Genomic DNA, 19,206 nt, shown 5'->3' with positions numbered 1-19,206 from the left:
GTTTCGCGCCGGCTTTCCTAAACCTGCCCGGCCAGTGCTTTCTCCGCCCAAAACAAGGCCGTAATGGTCTTGGCGTCCGTAATTTCCCCAGCCAATACCCGGGCCACCGCTTCCTCCAAAGAAAGACGGGTCAAGGTCAAATACTCCCCTTCGTCCAACTGAGCCGGACCCCGCTCCTGTAGTCCCTGGGCGAGAAAAATCTCAATGCGCTCGTTGGAATAACCGATGCAAGGATGCATGACCCCCAGATGGCGCCAACTGGCCGCCTCATAGCCCGTTTCCTCAAGCAATTCCCGACGGGCCGTGGCGAGAATGTCCTCCCCCGGATCAATCTTGCCGGCGGGGAGCTCCAGAAAGACCCGATGCAGTGGGTAACGGAACTGGCGCTCAAACAGCAGGGAGCCATCCTCCAGGCAGGCAATGATCACCACCGCCCCCGGATGGACCACATATTCCCGCACCGCCTCCCTGCCGTCCGGCAGGGCTACCCGGTCCCGTCGCACATCCAGCAACCGCCCCCGCCAGATTTGCTCCTCACTCAAGGTGGGCTCGGCCAATTCCTGATCCGAAAATTCTTTCATCACTTACCTTTTCAAGGGACGGAAACAAAAACGCCCCGGGATTGCCGGGGCGTGGAGATGCTTGAGCGTAAGCCTCAGACAGAGCGCAGTAAAGAATAAGCGCAGAGGGACATTAGCACCTGGGGAAAGGCCCCCAGGACCGCCACCGCCAAGCCATTGACGGAAAGCAGCGCCTTGACCCCAAGGGAAGCGGCCAGGGGCGTTTCATCCGTGGGTGCCTCAAAGTACATGATCTTCACCACCCGCAGGTAGTAGAAAGCACCAATGAGGGAGAACAGGATGCCGGCGATGGCGATCCAGTAATAGCCAGCGGCGATAATGGCTTGGAAAACGGAGAACTTGGCGAAGAAGCCCACAAAGAAAGGCACGCCGGCCATGGAGAACATGACCATCATCATCACGGCGGCAAACCAGGGGCTGCGCTTGTTAAGGCCCTTGAAATCGTCCAGGTTGTCCGCTTCAAAACCTTCCCGGGAGAGGAGCAGGATGACGCCGAAAGCGCCCAGGCTCATCACCACGTAGGTCACCACATAGAACATGGCGGAACTATAGGCGTTCAGGGCATAGCGGGGATCCCCTCCCACCACACCGGCCACCAGCCCCAGCAACATGAAGCCCATATGGGAAATGGCGGAATAGCCCAGCATGCGCTTGATATTGGTCTGGGCAATGGCCGCCAGATTACCGATGGCCATGGACAGCACGGACATGATGATCAGCATTTGCTGCCAATCATGGGCCATGAGGAACAGCCCATTCACCAGCAGACGGATAGCCATGGCAAAGGCTGCCAACTTGGGCGCAGAGCCCAGGAACATGGCTACGGGGGTGGGCGCACCGTGATAGACGTCAGGAATCCACATGTGGAAGGGCACCACGCCCAGCTTGAAACCTAGGCCGGACACCAGGAAGACCAACCCGAAGACCAGAACCACCTGATTTACGGCACCGGAACTGATGGCCTCGGCGATCTTGGTGATTTCCAGGGTGCCGGTGGCACCGTAGATCATGGACATACCGTAGAGCAGCAAACCGGAAGCCAGGGCGCCCAGAACAAAATACTTCATAGCCGCTTCCGTGGCCTGCACCGAGGTACGGTTAATCGCCACCATGGCATAAACGGCCAGGGACAACATTTCCAGACCCAGGTAAATGGTCAGTAAATTGTTGGCGGAAATCATCACCATCATGCCCAGAGTGGCAAACAGGGTCAGCACGTAGAACTCGCCCTTGGCCATTTCCGGACGCTCGGAAACGTAGCGCCAGGAATAGGCCAGAACCACGAAGACGGTGATGTAGAGCATCAACTTCAGCAGGTCACCGAGCAAATCGCTGACAAACATATTGCTGAAAGTGTAGGTGGGCTCCACCCCGCTATGGGTGAAGGTCAGCACCATACATCCCACCAAGGCCGCCTGGGTCAGGAGGAAGGTCAGAGTGCGCTTACTCCCCTTGACGAAGAGATCGACGAGCAAAATCACGCTCGCCATCACCAGCAAGAAAATCTCGGGAGCGGCGGGATAAAAATCAGGCAAGACAAAGTTCAGCATGTCGGCTACCAATTATTGGAGTTTGCTTTGGGCAACGTGCTGCAGGAGGTCGTTTACCGACACATGCATCACTTCGGTAATGGGCAGAGGATAAAGCCCCATGGCCAATACACACAGCGCCAGAAGACTGAGGATGAAAAATTCTCGCCCGTTGATATCGGTCAGCTCCGCCACGTGCTTGTTAGCCACGGCGCCGAAAATAACCCGCTTGTACATCCACAGGGTGTAGGAAGCGCCCAGCACCAGGGTGGTACCGGCGGCCAGACCAATCCAGAAGTTGTACTTGACGGAGCCCAGGATCACCATGAATTCCCCCACAAAGCCGGAGGTGGCGGGCAGGCCGCAGTTGGCCATGGCAAACAACATGGCGAAGGCAGCGTACTTAGGCATGGTATTCACCACGCCACCGTAATCGGCGATCTGCCGGGTGTGCATGCGGTCATAAAGCACCCCGATGCAAAGGAACATGGCGCCAGACACAAAGCCGTGGGAAATCATCTGTACCAGGGCCCCTTCCATCCCCAGGGAGGAGAAGAGGAAAAAGCCCAGGGTAACGAAGCCCATGTGGGAAATGGAGGAATAGGCCACCAGCTTCTTCATATCGGCCTGAATCAGGGCAACGAAGCCAATGTAGATCACGGCAATGAGGGACAGGGCGATCATCAGGCCGGACAGGGAATGGGCTGCATCAGGAGCAATGGGCAGGGAGAAGCGGAGGAAGCCGTAGGCACCCAGCTTCAGGGCAATGGCGGCCAGCACCACGGAACCGCCGGTAGGCGCTTCCACGTGGGCATCCGGCAGCCAGGTATGGACCGGCCACATGGGCACCTTCACCGCAAAAGCGATCAGGAAAGCCAGGAACAGCCAGATCTGGGCGGTCATGGGCAGAGGCAGGTTTTGCCAATCCTGGATGGAGAAAGAGCCCCCGGATTGGAAAAACAGGTACAGCTGGGCCAGCAGGAACAGCAGGGAACCGGCCAGGGTGTAAAGGAAGAACTTAAGGGCCGCGTAAACCCGGTTGGGACCGCCCCACATACCGATGATCAGGTAGAGAGGGATGAGGGAAGCTTCAAAGAAGACGTAGAACAGCATGCCGTCCAGGGAGGCAAAAATGCCGTTCAGTAGGCCGGACATGATGAGGAAGGCCGCATTGTACTGGGCCACCCGCTGTTGAATCACCCGCCAGCCGGCCAACACCACCAGAATGGTAATGAAGCTGTTGAGGAGCAGGAACAGCACGGAAATGCCATCCACCCCCAGGTGGTAGTTGATGTTGAAGCGGGGAATCCAGGGCAACAATTCCACGAACTGCATACCACTGGCCTTGACGTCAAAGCCGGTATAGAGGGGAATGGTCACCAGAAAACCGATGACAGCTCCGACCAGGGCCAACACGCGGGCCAGGGGCGCATTCCGATCCGACCCGGTGGCAAGGACCACCACCCCGGCCAGGATAGGAAGCCAAATTGCAAGGGATAGCAAGTTACCAGACATATCGTTCCCAGTCTTTTTCTAGCTTATACGCGGTTGAACCAAAGGGTCAGCAACACAAACACGCCAATGATCATGGTGAAGGCGTAATGGTAGATGTACCCGGATTGGAAGAAGCGGATGACCGAAGCCACCCAGCCCACCACCCGGGCGGCACCATTGACGAAGAAGCCGTCGATAATGGTCACATCCCCCACCTTCCACAGGGTTTTGCCCAGCAGACGGGCACCACCGCCCACCACCACTTCGTTGAACTTGTCGAAGTAGTACTTGTTTTCCAGCACCGTGTTGATCAGGCCCAAACGCTTTTGAATGGTGGCCGGAATATCCGGACGCTTCATGTAGAAGAACCAAGCGATCACGACCCCGGCCAGAGCCAGGATGAACGGCAGGGAAGTAAAGGCCTGAGAGCCCATGGCGGCAGCGCCGTGGAAGTCCTTACCCAACTCTTCCATTACCGGGTGAGCGGTGCTGTTGATGAAAATCACGTTCTTAAAGAATTCGCCGGTGAGCATGGGCTCAATGGCGAAGTAACCGATCACCACGGACGGAATGGCCAAGGCGATCAGGGGCAGGGTCACCACCAAGGGAGATTCATGGGGCTTTTGCCCGGGCTGCAGGCCATGGTGCTCTTCTTCATGGTCATGGTGACCGTGCTCAGCCGCCTTGCCGAACCGTTCTTCCCCGTGGAAGACCAGGAAATAGAGGCGGAAGGAATAGAAGGCGGTCACAAAAACCCCGGCCACCACGGCGAAGTAGGCGTAACCCGCACCGGGGAGATGGGACAGGGCCACCGCCTCAATAATGGAATCCTTGGAATAGAAACCGGAGAAGAAGGGGGTACCGATCAAGGCCAGGGAGCCGATCAGGGTGGTAATCCAGGTGATAGGCATGTACTTGCGCAGCCCACCCATATGGCGCATGTCCTGGTCATGGTGCATACCAATAATCACGGAGCCAGCGCCCAAGAACAGCAGAGCTTTGAAGAACGCGTGGGTCATCAGATGGAACACAGCCACCGGATAGGCGGACACCCCCAGGGCCACAGTCATGTAACCCAGTTGGGACAGGGTGGAATAGGCAATGACCCGTTTGATGTCGTGCTGGATCATGCCCAGGAAGCCCATGAACAGCGCCGTGGTAGCACCGATCACCAAAACGAAGGACAAGGCCGTATCGGATAGTTCAAACAGGGGGGACATCCGAGCCACCATGAAAATCCCGGCGGTCACCATGGTGGCCGCGTGGATCAGGGCGGAGATCGGGGTCGGGCCTTCCATGGAATCGGGCAGCCACACATGCAACGGCACCTGGGCAGATTTACCCATGGCCCCTACAAACAGCAGGATGCAGGAAATACTCAGCAGATCCACCTGCCAGTGGGCGGAAATAGGCAGATTGATCCCCACCAGGGACGGGGCCTTGGCGAAGACAGTCTGATAATCCAGGCTGCCGGTGTAGGCCATAATCAGGCCGATACCCAGCAGGAAGCCGAAGTCCCCCACCCGGTTGGCCAGGAACGCCTTCAGGTTGGCGAAGATGGCCGTGGGACGGGTAAACCAGAAACCGATCAGCAGGTAGGAAACCAGACCCACCGCTTCCCAGCCAAAGAACAGCTGCATGAAGTTGTTGCTCATCACCAGCATCAGCATGCTGAAGGTGAACAAGGAGATGTAGCTGAAGAACCGGTTATAGCCCGGGTCTTCCTTCATGTAGCCGATGGTATAAATATGCACCATCAGGGAAACGGAGGTGACCACCAGCATCATGGTAGCGGTCAGGGTATCGATCAGGAAACCCACCTCAAATTTATATTCCCCGACAGCCAGCCATTGATAGACCGCACCGTTGAACACATGGCCAGCCAGCACATCCTGAAAAATCAGGACAGAGGCACCAAAGGCCACCGCGACCCCAAGCACCGCCACCGTGTGGGCGATCCAGCGAGGCAAAATGCGGCAGAACAGACCGGCCACCAGGGCACCGAACAGGGGTGCCAGGGGAACCAGAAGATAAAGGCTTTTCATGTCCATGGGTGCTCAACCTTTAAGGCTATCCAGATCATCCACGTGGATGGTGCGCAAGTTACGGAACAGGACCACCAGAATGGCAAGACCAATAGCCGATTCAGCTGCCGCGACCGTGAGAATAAAGAAGACAAACACCTGCCCGGCCAAATCCCCCAGGTAATGGGAGAAAGCAACGAAGTTCATGTTGACCGCGAGGAGCATCAACTCAATGGCCATGAGCAGCACGATGAGATTTTTCCGATTGAGGAATATCCCCACCACGCTGATGGCGAACAATAAGGCGCCGAGCACCAAGAAATGCGACAGAGTTAGCATTTGCCTTCCTAATAGCGATTTTTTGCTAAAGCACTGTGAAAGTTTCAGTCCTGCTTTTCCGCTTCCATCTTCACGATGCGTATCCGATCCTTGGCATTGACAAATACCTGCCGGGACGGATCCGTGTACTTGGTCTTCTTGGCACCCCGGTAAGTCAGGGCAATAGCCGCCACCAAGGCCAGCAAGAGAATGGCGGAAGCCAGTTCGACGGGATAGGCGTAATCGGTATAAATGAGGCGACCCAGGGCTTTGGTGTTGGAACCCACCGCTTCGTTCCCGGCCACATCAAACACCCGGAAATACTGGCCCCCGACAATGAGGCCCATCTCGATGGCCATCAGCACCCCGATACTGGCCCCCAGGGGGAGGTAGCTCCAGAAGCCCTGCTTCAAGCGCTCCAGATTAATATCCAGCATCATCACCACGAAGAGGAACAGCACCATCACCGCCCCCACGTAAACCAGGATGATGGCGATGGCCAGAAATTCCGCCTGCAACAAGGCCCAGACCCCACCGGCGGTGAAAAAGCCCAGCACCAGATAAAGAGCGGCATGCACCGGGTTACGGGCAGTAATCACCCGCAACGCGGCGAACAGCAGAATCGCCGAGAGAAAGTAAAAAACCAGGGTTTTGAATTCCATCGCTCTATCCGTTAGCGGTATTTGGCATCGGCTTCCCGGTCGGCGGCAATCTGGGATTCATATCGATCCCCGTTGGCCAGGAGCATTTGCTTGGTGTAATACAAATCCCCACGGGACTCCCCGTGATATTCAAAGACCCGAGTTTCCACGATGGCATCCACCGGGCAGGCTTCTTCACAGAAACCGCAGAAAATGCACTTGGTCAGGTCAATGTCGTAGCGGGTCGTACGCCGGGAACCGTCTTCCCGGGGAGCGGCTTCAATAGTGATCGCCATGGCAGGGCAAATAGCCTCGCACAGCTTACAGGCAATGCACCGCTCTTCCCCGTTGGGGTACCGGCGCAGGGCGTGTAGCCCACGGAACCGGTGACTCAAGGGAGTTTTTTCTTCCGGATATTGCACGGTAATCTTGCGGCCGAAGAAATAACGGCCGGTCACCGACATGCCCTGCAAAAGCTCCTTGAGGAAGAGGCTTTTAAATATATCTTTCATCGCGCCCATGTGGCAGCACTCCTCACTTCCAAATATTGAGCGGCGAAACCATCCAGACGCCCACCACAATAAACCAGATCAAGGTAACCGGAATGAAGACCTTCCAGCCCAGGCGCATCAACTGGTCATACCGGTAACGGGGGAAAGTAGCCCGGAACCAGAGGAACAGGAACAGCACGAAGGACATCTTCACCGCCAACCAGAAAAAGCCGTCCGGCAGAAAGGACACCGGGGACAACCACCCCCCCAGGAACAGCAGGGAGGTAAGGGCCGACACCAAAATCATGTTGGCGTATTCAGCCAGGAAGAAGACGGCGAAGGCCATGCCGGAGTATTCCACGTGGAAACCGGCCACGATTTCCGACTCCCCTTCCGCCACGTCAAACGGAGCCCGGTTGGTTTCCGCCACGCCAGACACCAGATAGACCACAAACATGGGCAACAGGGGCAACCAGTTCCAGGACAGAATGGAAACCCCGTTGGCCGCGAACAGCCCCTTGCCCTGCCCCTGAACGATTTCCACCAGGTTAAGACTGTTGGACACCATGAGCACGGTCACCAAGGCGAAGCCCATGGCGATTTCGTAGGAAACCATCTGGGCAGCAGAACGCATGGCGCCGAGGAAGGCGTATTTGGAGTTGGAGGCCCAGCCCGCCAGGATGATGCCGTACACCCCCAGGGAAGAGATGGCCATGATGTACAACAGGCTGGCGTCGATATTGGCGAGCACCAGATGATCGGTGAAAGGGATAACCGCCCAGGCAGCCAGGGCCGGCGCAATAGCCAGCATGGGCGCCAGCAGATAAACCGGCTTATCCGCTCCCGTAGGCAGGACGATTTCCTTCATCAAAAGCTTCAGGGCATCGGCGATAGGCTGGAGCAAGCCCAGGGGCCCGACCCGATTGGGGCCGAGGCGGACGTGCATGTAGGCAATGACCTTACGCTCGAAGTAAGTCAGATAAGCCACACACAGCATCAAGGGGGCCACAATGGCCACGATCTTGATCAGGGCCCAAACGGCCGGCCAGGTCGGCCCGAAAAACGACTCAATAGCTTCCATTACGCACGCTCCATGACAACCGGGCCGTACATGTCGCCCAAGGACGCCGTGGAGGCGTGGGCGGCAGAAACTCGGACACATCCGGCGGGGATAGCTTCATCCAACGCCACGGTAAGTACCGCTTCGCCAGCCCCTTGTTTGACCTTAGCCTGGTCTCCATCCTGCAAGCCCAGACCGGCGGCCGTGGCGGGATGAATCCGGGCCTTAGGCGCCGCCCCGTCCTTGGTCTGAACCAAGGGCTGGGACCGCCGCGCAAGAGGATCGGCAAAATGAATGGGAACATCGGCAATACGCTGCAACCCGGTGCTTCCGCTGGTCAAATTCAGGGCAACCGAAGTCTTCAGGCTGTTATCCAGGCCAGAGGCAAATTCGGTGCCTTGTCCCAGGACTTCGTCCCGAATCCCTTCGGAGGATTCATAATCGAACCCGGGCAGGGAGAGCACATTACCCAGCACCCGCAACACTTTCCACGCCGGGCGGGCTTCTTCCAGGGGGGAAACCACGCCGTGGAAGCTTTGCACCCGGCCTTCCATATTGACGAAGGTGCCGGAGGTTTCCGTAAAGGGGGCAATAGGCAGCAGCACATCGGCGTAATCCAACGCCGGGCCATGCTTGAATGCAGAGGCCATGACCACCATCTGGGCGCCCTTCAAGGCTTCCAGAGTTTTGGCCGGATTGGCGAAATCATATTCGGGCTCCGCACCCAGGAGGAGATAAGCCTGGCGGCTGGAGGTCAGCAGAGACTGGGCGTTGGCCTCCTTACTCCCCAAACCAGCCAGGTATCCCCCGACGGAGTTAGCAGCCTCGCCGATAAAGCCCAGGGTTGCACCGCAAACTTCCGCCAGCTGCTGGGCCAGGGAATGGAGTTGGGTCGCCTGGGTGCCTTGCAGGGCAGCGCTCCCCAGGAATACGGCGGCCTTTTCACCTTGACTCAGGGACGCAGCCACCTGGGTGGCGAAGGCATCCACTTCTACGGACAGGAGAGCTTCCGGAACAGCTTCACCCTTGGTCTGCAAAGCCGCCTTGAGCACTTTGGCCAGAGCAGCGGCCAGGTCAGTGGGAGCTACGGTCTGACGATTGGCCACCGGAAGCAGCTGATCGTCGGCGGATACATCCAGCAGACTGACCGCGCAGCCTTTCTTCGCCCCTTGCCGCAGGCGTTGGGCAAACAGGGGAGCGTCCTTGCGCAGGAAGCTGCCCACCACCAGGGCGCTATCCAGGTCATTCACCTGGGCCAAGCGCATACCGAGCCAGGGCGTACCGGCCCGCAGCTGGTCAGCACCAAAATCCTGCTGACGCAGGCGGAAATCGTAATTGCTGGTTCCCAAGCCTTCGGCCAACTTACGCACCAGGGCCATTTCTTCCAGGGTGGCGTGGGGAGAAACCAGGAAACCCAGGGCATCCGCCCCGGCATTTTTGGCGATGTCCTTGAGACCGTGGGCCACGTAATCGATGGCCACGTTCCATTCCACTTCCTGCCACTGGCCGCCCTGCTTCACCATGGGCTTAGTCAGGCGTTCGGCGCTATTCAGAGCGGTGTAAGAGAAACGATCCTTATCGGAAATCCAGCACTCGTTCACCTCTTCGTTCTCGAAGGGGAGAACCCGCATGACTTTGTTGTTTTTAACCTGAACCGTCAGATTGGCACCCAGGGCATCGTGGGGGCTCACGGACCGACGCCGTTGCATTTCCCAAGTCCGGGCGGAATAGCGGAACGGCTTGGAGGTCAGGGCGCCCACCGGGCACAGGTCAATGGCGTTCCCGGACAACTCGGAATCCACGGTCCGCCCCATGAAGGTGGTGATTTCGGAATGGTAATTCCGATTGGCCATGCCCAATTCCATGATGCCAGCAATTTCCTGGCCGAAACGGACACAGCGGGTGCAATGGATGCAGCGGCTCATTTCCTCCATGGAAATGAGGGGCCCCACATTTTTGTGGAAAACCACGTGCTTTTCTTCTTGGTAACGGCTCTCGCCCTTGCCATAGCCCACCGCCAAATCCTGCAACTGGCATTCACCACCTTGGTCGCAAATCGGGCAATCCAGGGGGTGATTGATGAGCAAAAACTCCATCACCCCCTTCTGGGCTTTCACCGCCAATTCGGAATGGGTGAAAACCTTCATCCCATTGGTCACCGGGGTGGCGCAAGCTGGCAGGGGCTTGGGAGCCTTTTCCACCTGGACCAGGCACATCCGGCAGTTGGCCGCGATGGACAGTTTCTTGTGGTAGCAAAAGTGCGGGATATACACGCCCACTTGGTGGGCGGCTTCCATCACGGTACTACCGTCCTGGACCTGGGCCTTTTTTCCGTCAATTTCGATTTCGAGCATATCAGCGAAACCTTAATTCTGAGCTTTGAAGAAGCCGCTGCCCGCCCATTGCACATCTTTGGGAACCAAGCAGGTCTTATGTTCAATGTGATAGGCGAACTCGTCGCGGAAGTGCTTGAGGAAGCCTTTCACCGGCATGGCGGCCGCATCCCCCAGGGCGCAAATAGTGCGTCCCATGATGCCGTCGCACACCGAGATGAGCAGGTCCAGATCTTCCGGACGCCCCAGGCCGTGTTCGATGCGATGCACCACCTTATAGAGCCAGGGCGTTCCTTCCCGGCAGGGTGTGCATTGGCCGCAGGATTCTTCGTGATAGAAGAAGGACAAACGCTCCAGGGCCTTGACCATGCAGGTGCTATCGTCCATGACGATGACCGCACCGGAACCCAGCATGGAGCCAGCCTTGCTGATGGAGTCATAGTCCATGGTGCAATCCATGATGATGTCCGCAGGCAGTACCGGCGCGGAAGAACCACCAGGGATAACCCCCTTGAGCTTGCGACCGCCCCGAACCCCCCCGGCCATTTCCAGCAACTGGGAGAACGGCGTCCCCAGGGGAATTTCGTAGTTACCGGGACGATTGACGTGACCGGAAACAGAAAACAACTTGGTACCGCCGTTATTGGGCTTGCCCAGATTCAGGTATTTTTCTGCCCCCAGACGCAACACGAAGGGAATGGTGCCAAAGGTTTCCGTGTTGTTGATGGTGGTGGGTTTGCCGTACAGGCCGAAAGACGCGGGGAACGGCGGTTTGAAGCGGGGCTGCCCTTTCTTGCCTTCAATGGATTCCAGCAAGGCGGTTTCTTCACCGCAGATGTAAGCACCGTAACCGTGGTGGGCGAAGAGTTCGAAGCTGAAATCGGAGCCCAGAATGTGCTGACCGATGAATCCAGCAGCCCGGGCTTCGTCCAGGGCCGCTTCGAAGCGCTTATAAACTTCCCAGATTTCCCCGTGGATGTAGTTGTAACCCCGGGTCGCCCCCATAGCGTAGGCGGCAATGGCCATACCTTCGATCACGGAATGGGGGTTGTAGCGCAGAATGTCCCGGTCTTTGAAAGTACCCGGCTCCCCTTCGTCGGAGTTACAGACGATGTACTTATCCCCGGGGAAAGAACGGGGCATGAAGCTCCACTTCAGACCGGTGGGAAAACCCGCACCGCCCCGGCCCCGAAGGACGGAAGCTTTAACTTCCGCGATCACCTGCTCCTGAGGAATTTTTTCGGCGATGATTTTTTTCAGCGCCTCGTAGCCACCACGGGCCACGTAATCTTTCAGGCTCCAACCTTCATCCCCGTTCCAGCCTTCAGTCAGCGTAGGGGAAATCGCACCCAGGATGGCCATTATTTCAACTCCGCCAGCAGACGATCAATTTCTTCGGGAGCCATGTGACTGCACATGGTGTGGTTATTCACCAACATGACCGGGGCGTCGCCGCAGGCGCCCATGCACTCACCCATCATCAGGGTAAATTTGCCGTCGGCCGTGGTTTCGCCGTAATCGATACCCAGTTTCTGTTTCAGATATTCGCCGGCATGTTCGCCGCCGGACAGGGCACAGGGCAGATTGGTGCAGACCGTCAGTTTGTATTTACCCGTCGGACGACGGTCATACATGTTGTAGAAGGTCGCCACTTCCATGGCCGCCATAGGGGGCATGGAGAGATAGTTGGCCACGAACTCAATGGTTTCGTCCGCCAGCCAGCCCTTTTCTTCCTGGGCGATAGCCAAGGCCGCCATGATGGCGGATTGCTTTTGATCCGCAGGATATTTGGCTATCTCGCGATCAATCTTTTTCAAGGATTCAGGAGTCAGCATCAGCGGTCAATCTCGCCAAAAACGATGTCTTGCGTACCAATGATCGTGACCACGTCCGCGATCATGTGTCCCTTTGCCATCTCATCCATGGCGGCCAGATGGGGATATCCAGGCGCCCGAATCTTCATCCGGTAAGGCTTATTGGCCCCATCGGACACCAAGTAAATACCGAACTCGCCCTTAGGATGTTCTATAGCGGCGTAAACTTCGCCTTCCGGAACATGGATGCCTTCGGAGAACAGCTTGAAGTGGTGGATCAGCTCTTCCATGTTGGACTTCATGTCCTCACGATGGGGCGGCGCCACCTTGTGGTTTTCCGTAATTACCGGGCCGGAATTTTCACGCAGCCAAGCCACACACTGCTTAATGATTCGGTTGGACTGGCGCATTTCTTCCATACGCACCAGATAGCGGTCATAACAGTCCCCATTGACCCCCACCGGAATATCGAAATCCAGGCGGTCATAGACTTCATAGGGCTGTTTCTTACGCAAATCCCATTCAATACCAGACCCCCGTAACATGGCGCCGGAGAACCCCAATTGGAGAGCCCGCTCGGGAGAAACCACCCCCACATTAACCAGACGCTGCTTCCAAATCCGGTTATCCGTCAGCAGATTGGAGTATTCGTCCACATAAGCAGGGAAACGGTTGGTGAAATCTTCGATGAAATCCAGCAGAGAACCACTCCGGGACTCATTCAGCTTGCTTACCGTGGCCGCGCTCTTGAAGCGGCTCTCCACGTATTGGGGCATGCGGTCCGGCAGATCCCGATAGACACCACCCGGACGGTAATAGGCGGCGTGCATCCGGGCCCCGGAAACCGCCTCATAGGCATCCATCAGATCTTCCCGTTCCCGGAAAGCGTAGAGCATGACCGCCATGGCACCCACGTCCAGGGCATGAGCCCCGATCCAGAGCAGGTGGTTCAGCAGGCGGGTAATTTCGTCGTACATGACCCGGATGTACTGGGCACGAAGGGGAACTTCGATACCCAGCAGCCGTTCGATGGCCATACAGTAAGCGTGTTCATTGGCCATCATGGACACGTAGTCGAGCCGGTCCATGTAAGGCACGGACTGAACCCAGGTGCGGGTTTCCGCCAGCTTTTCCGTCGCCCGGTGCAACAAGCCGATATGGGGATCGGCCCGCTGGACCACTTCCCCGTCCAGCTCCAGCACCAGACGAAGTACGCCGTGAGCGGCCGGATGCTGAGGGCCAAAGTTAAGGGTGTAGTTTCTGATTTCAGCCATGTCAGACGTTCCCGTACTTCTCTTCCCGCACCACGCGGGGGGTGTTTTCCCGAGGCTCGATGGTCACGGGCTGATAGACGACCCGCCGTTGATCCGGGTCATAACGCATTTCCACGTTGCCAGAAATGGGAAAATCCTTGCGGAAGGGGTGACCGACAAAACCGTAATCGGTCAGCAGGCGGCGCAAATCCGTATGGCCGGAGAAAACGATACCGAAGAGGTCAAAGGCTTCCCGCTCAAACCAGTTGGCGGAATTCCAAATCCCGGTCACGGATGGCACAACCGGAAAATCGTCATTGTCGGCCAGCACCCGAAGGCGCAGACGCCAATTATGGGTCACGGACAGCAGACTGGAGACTACCGCAAAACGGCCAGCGGGCTTGGCTTCACCAGCGTACTGGGAATAATCCACGCCACAGAGGTCGATCAATTGCTCGAACTTCAGTTCGTCCCCATCCCGCAGCTGGAGGGCCACGGTTTCGTAATCGGCAAGGGCCACGTCCAAGGTCACCTCACCCAGCGCCACCTTGATATTACCGGCCTTGTCACCCAAGACGTTTTGCAGCTTCTCTACTAGGGCATCCAACTTGGACATAACAAGCCTCTAGGTCTAGCGAGCGATGGTGCTCGTACGTTTAATCTTGTTTTGCAACTGGACCAGGCCGTAAAGCAGGGCTTCGGCCGTGGGCGGACAGCCCGGCACATAGATATCCACTGGAACGATGCGGTCACAGCCCCGCACCACCGAGTAGGAATAGTGATAATAGCCACCGCCGTTGGCGCAGGAGCCCATGGAAACCACCCAACGGGGTTCGGGCATCTGGTCATAGACCTTGCGCAGGGCCGGAGCCATTTTGTTGGTCAGGGTACCGGCCACGATCATAACGTCGGACTGACGGGGACTGGGGCGGAAGATAATCCCGAACCGGTCCAAGTCGTAGCGGGAACACCCCGCATGCATCATTTCCACCGCACAGCACGCCAAACCGAAGGTCATCGGCCACAGCGAACCGGTACGAGCATAGTTGATCAGCTTGTCGGCAGTCGTGGTAATGAAACCTTCCTGCAGAACCCCATCAATGCCCATGACTTACTCCCACTCCAAGGCGCCCTTGATCCAGGCATAGAGGTAGCCGACCACCAAAACCGCCACGAATACCATCATTTCGGCAAAACCGAACCATTTGATGGAAGCCGTTTGAATGATTTCCTTGAAAATGGAAGCCCAAGGAAAGAGGAAGGCGATTTCCAGGTCGAACAGAATGAAGATGATGGCGATGAGGTAGTAGCGCACGTCAAACTTCATACGCGCATCTTCGAATGCCTCGAAGCCACACTCATAGGGAGAAAGTTTTTCCGGATCGGGGCGACTGGGAGCCAGCAGCCAACCAAAGAGGACCGGCAATACCCCGATGGCCACGCCAACCAGGATAAAGAGGAGAATCGGGAGGTAATTTTCCAACATCGTTGCTACATCCCTCAAAGTAACTAATTTTTCAGAGTCCTGAGCAGAACTCCAGACTTGGTGCCGACGACGAGACTCGAACTCGTACGACCTACGGTCACTACCCCCTCAAGATAGCGTGTCTACCAATTCCACCACGTCGGCACTACTTAGCTGATCGAAATTTCATCGACCAGACACCCCACAAGCCCCTTACCTGGGAATGTCTTTAGCTTTGCCCTCGACAGGCAAAGAAGAACTAGACGGCAGCACAGGCGCCACAGCATTATTATTAGTCGCTGCCTTCCCTGCGTTAGCCGGCGCGGATTGTACCGTTTCTTGCATCACCCCGCCAGTACTTTTCGGCTTATTGGCGGCAATGTAGGCAAGGGTCAAACTGGTAACAAAAAACACCGCAGCCAGGACACCGGTAGAACGGGACAGGAAGTTTGCCGAGCCAGTGGCACCAAACAGACTGCCCGAGCTACCGCCACCGAAAGCGGCCCCCATATCGGCCCCTTTGCCGTGCTGCATCAGCACCAACCCGATGATGGCCACCGCAGCCAGAAGATGGATCACCAAAACAATAGAAAACAGATAATTCATTTCACCTCATCTCCTGCTACCGCAGAGCAAATCGCCAAAAAATCGTTCACCACCAAAGAAGCGCCGCCCACCAGGGCGCCGTCCACATCCGGCATAGCGAAAAGCGCCGCCGCATTGTCCGGCTTGACGCTACCGCCATAAAGAATACGAATCTGCATCGCCTTTTCCGGCCCGGCCAGACGAGCCAGGGTACGCCGAATGGCTTGATGCACGTCTTGAGCCAACTCGGGCGTGGCTGCCCGGCCCGTACCGATGGCCCAGACAGGCTCATAGGCCAAAACCACTTCTTCAGCTTGGGACCAGTCCACCCAACTCACGCCGGCTTCTACCTGACGGGCCACCACCTGAATCCCGATACCGGATTCGTGCTCCGCCAGGGTTTCCCCGACGCACAGCACAGGAACCAGACCGAGTTCCACCGCCGCCGCCAACTTGGCCGCCACCACCGAATCCCCTTCAGCAAAAAGGGAGCGGCGCTCGGAATGACCCACTAGGACATAGCGACAGCCAAAATCTTGCAACATGGCACCGGCCACCTCCCCCGTATAAGCACCTACGGGAAACTGGCTGATGTTTTGTGCCCCCCAGCCGATGGGGGAATGACGCAACCGGGACTGGACGGTTCCCAGATAGGGAAAAGGAGGAAATACGGCCACATCGGCCGTCCCGGAAGACGACCAGCCAGCCACTAGGGCCTCGCAGGCAGTCTCCGCAAAAGCTACGGAGCCATTCATTTTCCAGTTTCCGGCTACGAGCTTACGGCGCATCGGGGCAGACAGTCCTTTGGGTTGGGGAGGCAGCATAAAACTTTTTGATTATAGCTGCTCCCTCCAGGCCGGGTCAATGCGACCCGTTGCCCCATCAGCCAAAGCGGCCGGTGATGTAGTCTTCGGTCTGCTTGGTTTTGGGCTTGATGAAAATCTGGTCCGTTTCACCAAACTCGATCAATTCCCCCAGATACATATAGGCGGTGAAGTCGGACACCCGGGCCGCCTGCTGCATATTGTGGGTCACGATGACGATGGTGAAATCCCCCTTCAGCTCGGACACCAGCTCTTCAATGTGCATGGTGGAAATGGGATCCAGGGCCGAGGTAGGCTCGTCCAGCAGAAGCACTTCCGGCTTAACCGCAATGCCCCGGGCAATGCACAGCCGCTGCTGCTGGCCACCGGACAGGCTGGTGCCACTCTGGTTCAGCTTGTCCTTCACTTCTTCCCACAGAGCCGCCTTTTTCAGGGCCCATTCCACCCGGTCATCCATTTCCGCCCGCCCCAGGCTTTCGTGCATGCGCACCCCGAAGGCGATGTTGTCGTAGATGGACATGGGGAACGGAGTGGGCTTCTGAAACACCATCCCCACCCGCTTCCGGAGATTATTCACATCCACCGAGGGGTCCAGGATGTTCTCCCCGTCGATAAGCAGATTCCCTTCCGCCCGCTGGCCCGGATACAGGTCATACATGCGGTTGATGGTACGCAACAGGGTGGATTTGCCGCAGCCGGACGGGCCGATGAAAGCGGTTACCCGACCGTGGTAAATCTCCAGGTTGATGGAGCGGAGCGCCTGATAGCCTCCGTAGTAGAAGTTGAAATCCTTGAATTGAATCTGAGTCTGCAAAGCAGCCGGGGCAATAGGTGCATTCATGGGAATCTCGATCAATAGCGGAAGTTATCGTTCAATGGCTTTGCGACGGAAAACGGAGCGGGCCACGATGTTGAGCGCCAGCACCCCCAGGGTAATGAGGAACACCCCGGCCCAGGCCAGACGCTGCCAATCCTCGAAGGGGCTCATGGCGAACTTGAAGATGGTCACCGGCAAACTGGCCATGGGCTTGAAGAGGTCGGAGGTCCAGAACTGGTTGGACAGAGCGGTAAACAGCAAGGGCGCCGTTTCCCCGGAGATCCGGGCCACCGCCAGGAGTATCCCGGTCATGACCCCGGCGATAGACGCCTTCAGGGTCACTTTCAGCACCACCCGCCACTTGGGCGCCCCCAGGGCGAAAGCCGCTTCCCGCAGGCTATTGGGCACCAGCTGCAGCATGTTTTCCGTCGTCCGCACCACCACCGGAATCACGATTAGGGCCAGGGAAAAGACCCCGGCCATGCCGGAAAAATTGCCCACCTGGGCCACATACACCTCGTAGACAAAAAGACCAATGATGATGGAAGGAGCAGACAGCAACACGTCATTGAGGAAGCGGGTGGTGTGCCCCAGCCAGGTCCGGCCGCCGTATTCCGCCAGATAGACCCCGGCCATAATGCCCACTGGCGTACCAATAGCGGTGGCCAGGGAAACCATGAGCAGACTCCCCACAATGGCGTTGAGCAAGCCCCCTTCGCTCCCCGGGGGCGGGGTCATTTCCGTGAAGAGGCTTAAGGAAAGCCCGGAAATCCCCAGTTCCAGGGTGGTCCATAAAATCCAGATGAGCCAGAAGAGGCCAAAAACCATGGCCACCATAGAAAGGCCGATAGCCAGGCGGTTGATCAGTTTGCGTCGAAAAGCGAGGGTCATGGCGTAAGCGCGTTTTCTTTGGGGAGAAAGGCCGGAGGCCACTGCATCCGCCGTATCGGAAAAGTCGGAAGACATGGACATTTCCTCAGGATTTAGCGCCTTCCTGCCGGGACAAGCGCAGGAGCAGCAGTTTGGAAAGGGAGAGCACGATGAAAGTGATCACGAACAGGATCAGCCCCAGCTCAATCAGGGAGGAGGTGTAGATGTCGGACTCCGCCTCGGCAAATTCATTGGCCAGGGCCGACGCAATACTGTTACCGGGCAGGAACAGGGAAAAGCCGTTAAAGAAATTCATGTTGCCGATCAGGAAGGTAACGGCCATGGTTTCCCCCAGCGCCCGTCCCAGGCCCAGCATAATGCCCCCCACCACCCCTACCTTGGTGTAGGGCAACACGATATTCCACACCACTTCCCAGGTGGTCGCCCCCAGGGCGTAGGAAGATTCCTTGAGGATAGACGGGGTGATTTCAAACACGTCCCGCATGACAGAGGCCACGAAGGGAATGATCATAATGGCCAGGATAATGCCCGCGCTGAGAATACCGATCCCCATGGCCGGGCCGGAAAACAGGGTCCCCAGGAGGGGAACCTTGCCCAGGGTGCTGGCCAGCACCGGCTGGACGTATTGGGAAAACACCGGAGCAAACACCAGCAGGCCCCACATGCCATAAACAATACTGGGAATCCCCGCCAGGAGTTCCACCGCCACCCCCAAGGGGCGACGTAGCCAGGTGGGCGCCAGTTCAGTCAAAAACATGGCGATACCGAAACTCACCGGCACCGCAATAACCAGGGCCACCAGAGAAGTCGCCAGGGTCCCGTAGATAGGAATCAGGGCCCCGAATTTCTCCATGGGGGGATTCCAGTCACCGGAAACCAGGAAGCCGAAACCGAAGCGATGGATAGACGGCCAAGCCCCGTAGGTCAGGGAGATCATGATCCCCACCAACATCAACAGGGTCAGCAGGGCGAAAAACCGGGTGAGATTGAAGAACACCCAGTCCCCCACATGGCGGCCGGGCAACATTCTGGCGATGAGTGATTTCATTTCGATACCAGGAAAAACCCGCACCCCGAATCAGGGTG

20 protein-coding genes and 1 tRNA gene are annotated in these 19,206 nt (G+C 57.3%); all 21 read right to left on the bottom strand.

The genetic code is table 11. The annotated features are described in order from the left end of the window. Positions 1-17 precede the first annotated feature (17 nt). Entirely contained in the window at positions 18-581 is a 564-nt protein-coding gene (locus tag Azoinq_RS12240; protein WP_216132448.1) for an NUDIX domain-containing protein, read from the bottom strand. 74 nt (positions 582-655) lie between these two features. After that, positions 656-2,128: an NADH-quinone oxidoreductase subunit NuoN gene (nuoN, locus tag Azoinq_RS12235; RefSeq protein WP_216132452.1), complete on the bottom strand. Its 1,473-nt coding sequence runs from the start codon at positions 2,126-2,128 to the stop codon at positions 656-658. A 15-nt stretch (positions 2,129-2,143) separates the two neighbouring features. Next, on the bottom strand, positions 2,144-3,625 hold the full coding sequence (locus tag Azoinq_RS12230) for an NADH-quinone oxidoreductase subunit M (RefSeq protein ID WP_216128683.1): 1,482 nt from the start codon (positions 3,623-3,625) through the stop codon (positions 2,144-2,146). Positions 3,626-3,648: 23 nt separating this feature from the next. After that, complete coding sequence (nuoL, locus tag Azoinq_RS12225) at positions 3,649-5,655, bottom strand: NADH-quinone oxidoreductase subunit L (protein ID WP_216128685.1); 2,007 nt, start codon at positions 5,653-5,655, stop codon at positions 3,649-3,651. 6 nt (positions 5,656-5,661) lie between these two features. After that, positions 5,662-5,967 carry an NADH-quinone oxidoreductase subunit NuoK gene (gene nuoK / locus Azoinq_RS12220; protein ID WP_216128687.1) on the bottom strand — a complete coding sequence of 102 codons (306 nt, stop codon included), beginning with the start codon at positions 5,965-5,967 and terminating at the stop codon, positions 5,662-5,664. A 44-nt stretch (positions 5,968-6,011) separates the two neighbouring features. Next, the gene (locus Azoinq_RS12215; protein WP_216128689.1) at positions 6,012-6,608 is read right to left on the bottom strand and encodes an NADH-quinone oxidoreductase subunit J; all 597 of its coding nucleotides are present in this window, start codon (positions 6,606-6,608) and stop codon (positions 6,012-6,014) included. Positions 6,609-6,619: 11 nt separating this feature from the next. Further along, complete coding sequence (gene nuoI / locus Azoinq_RS12210; protein WP_216128691.1) at positions 6,620-7,108, bottom strand: NADH-quinone oxidoreductase subunit NuoI; 489 nt, start codon at positions 7,106-7,108, stop codon at positions 6,620-6,622. Positions 7,109-7,121: 13 nt separating this feature from the next. After that, entirely contained in the window at positions 7,122-8,159 is a 1,038-nt protein-coding gene (gene nuoH, locus Azoinq_RS12205; RefSeq protein WP_216128693.1) for an NADH-quinone oxidoreductase subunit NuoH, read from the bottom strand. After that, positions 8,159-10,492: an NADH-quinone oxidoreductase subunit NuoG gene (gene nuoG / locus Azoinq_RS12200; RefSeq protein ID WP_216128695.1), complete on the bottom strand. Its 2,334-nt coding sequence runs from the start codon at positions 10,490-10,492 to the stop codon at positions 8,159-8,161. The genes nuoH and nuoG overlap by 1 nt, the downstream gene beginning before the upstream one ends. A gap of 12 nt (positions 10,493-10,504) precedes the next feature. Next, positions 10,505-11,833, bottom strand: coding sequence for an NADH-quinone oxidoreductase subunit NuoF (gene nuoF, locus Azoinq_RS12195; protein ID WP_216128697.1), 1,329 nt, complete (start codon positions 11,831-11,833; stop codon positions 10,505-10,507). Beyond that, the gene (nuoE, locus tag Azoinq_RS12190; protein WP_216128699.1) at positions 11,833-12,306 is read right to left on the bottom strand and encodes an NADH-quinone oxidoreductase subunit NuoE; all 474 of its coding nucleotides are present in this window, start codon (positions 12,304-12,306) and stop codon (positions 11,833-11,835) included. Before nuoE ends, nuoF begins: the two co-directional genes overlap by 1 nt. Beyond that, positions 12,306-13,559, bottom strand: a complete 1,254-nt coding sequence (locus Azoinq_RS12185) for an NADH-quinone oxidoreductase subunit D (RefSeq protein ID WP_216128701.1) — start codon at positions 13,557-13,559, stop codon at positions 12,306-12,308. The genes nuoE and Azoinq_RS12185 overlap by 1 nt, the downstream gene beginning before the upstream one ends. A 1-nt stretch (position 13,560) precedes the next feature. Beyond that, on the bottom strand, positions 13,561-14,154 hold the full coding sequence (locus tag Azoinq_RS12180) for an NADH-quinone oxidoreductase subunit C (protein ID WP_216128703.1): 594 nt from the start codon (positions 14,152-14,154) through the stop codon (positions 13,561-13,563). A 15-nt stretch (positions 14,155-14,169) separates the two neighbouring features. Next, positions 14,170-14,646 carry a NuoB/complex I 20 kDa subunit family protein gene (locus Azoinq_RS12175; RefSeq protein ID WP_216128705.1) on the bottom strand — a complete coding sequence of 159 codons (477 nt, stop codon included), beginning with the start codon at positions 14,644-14,646 and terminating at the stop codon, positions 14,170-14,172. A gap of 3 nt (positions 14,647-14,649) precedes the next feature. Next, positions 14,650-15,024 carry an NADH-quinone oxidoreductase subunit A gene (locus Azoinq_RS12170; RefSeq protein ID WP_216128707.1) on the bottom strand — a complete coding sequence of 125 codons (375 nt, stop codon included), beginning with the start codon at positions 15,022-15,024 and terminating at the stop codon, positions 14,650-14,652. Positions 15,025-15,082: 58 nt separating this feature from the next. Beyond that, positions 15,083-15,168: transfer RNA gene (locus Azoinq_RS12165), tRNA-Leu, on the bottom strand. A 48-nt stretch (positions 15,169-15,216) separates the two neighbouring features. Further along, positions 15,217-15,609 (bottom strand): preprotein translocase subunit SecG, encoded by a 393-nt coding sequence (gene secG / locus Azoinq_RS12160; RefSeq protein WP_216128709.1) that lies wholly within the window; start codon positions 15,607-15,609, stop codon positions 15,217-15,219. Continuing rightward, complete coding sequence (gene tpiA, locus Azoinq_RS12155; RefSeq protein ID WP_232368480.1) at positions 15,606-16,343, bottom strand: triose-phosphate isomerase; 738 nt, start codon at positions 16,341-16,343, stop codon at positions 15,606-15,608. Before tpiA ends, secG begins: the two co-directional genes overlap by 4 nt. A gap of 127 nt (positions 16,344-16,470) precedes the next feature. Further along, positions 16,471-17,253 (bottom strand): phosphate ABC transporter ATP-binding protein PstB, encoded by a 783-nt coding sequence (pstB, locus tag Azoinq_RS12150; RefSeq protein ID WP_216128713.1) that lies wholly within the window; start codon positions 17,251-17,253, stop codon positions 16,471-16,473. 24 nt (positions 17,254-17,277) lie between these two features. Next, positions 17,278-18,195 (bottom strand): phosphate ABC transporter permease PstA, encoded by a 918-nt coding sequence (gene pstA, locus Azoinq_RS12145; protein WP_332460829.1) that lies wholly within the window; start codon positions 18,193-18,195, stop codon positions 17,278-17,280. A gap of 10 nt (positions 18,196-18,205) precedes the next feature. Then, positions 18,206-19,168 (bottom strand): phosphate ABC transporter permease PstC, encoded by a 963-nt coding sequence (gene pstC, locus Azoinq_RS12140; protein WP_216128714.1) that lies wholly within the window; start codon positions 19,166-19,168, stop codon positions 18,206-18,208. Positions 19,169-19,206: the final 38 nt, after the last annotated feature.

Origin of the sequence: Azospira inquinata (assembly GCF_018905915.1) — a bacterium.
GTDB classification, from domain to species: domain Bacteria; phylum Pseudomonadota; class Gammaproteobacteria; order Burkholderiales; family Rhodocyclaceae; genus Azospira; species Azospira inquinata.
Note: the sequence above shows the minus strand (reverse complement) of the source record. Positions and strands in the feature narration are given on the sequence as shown.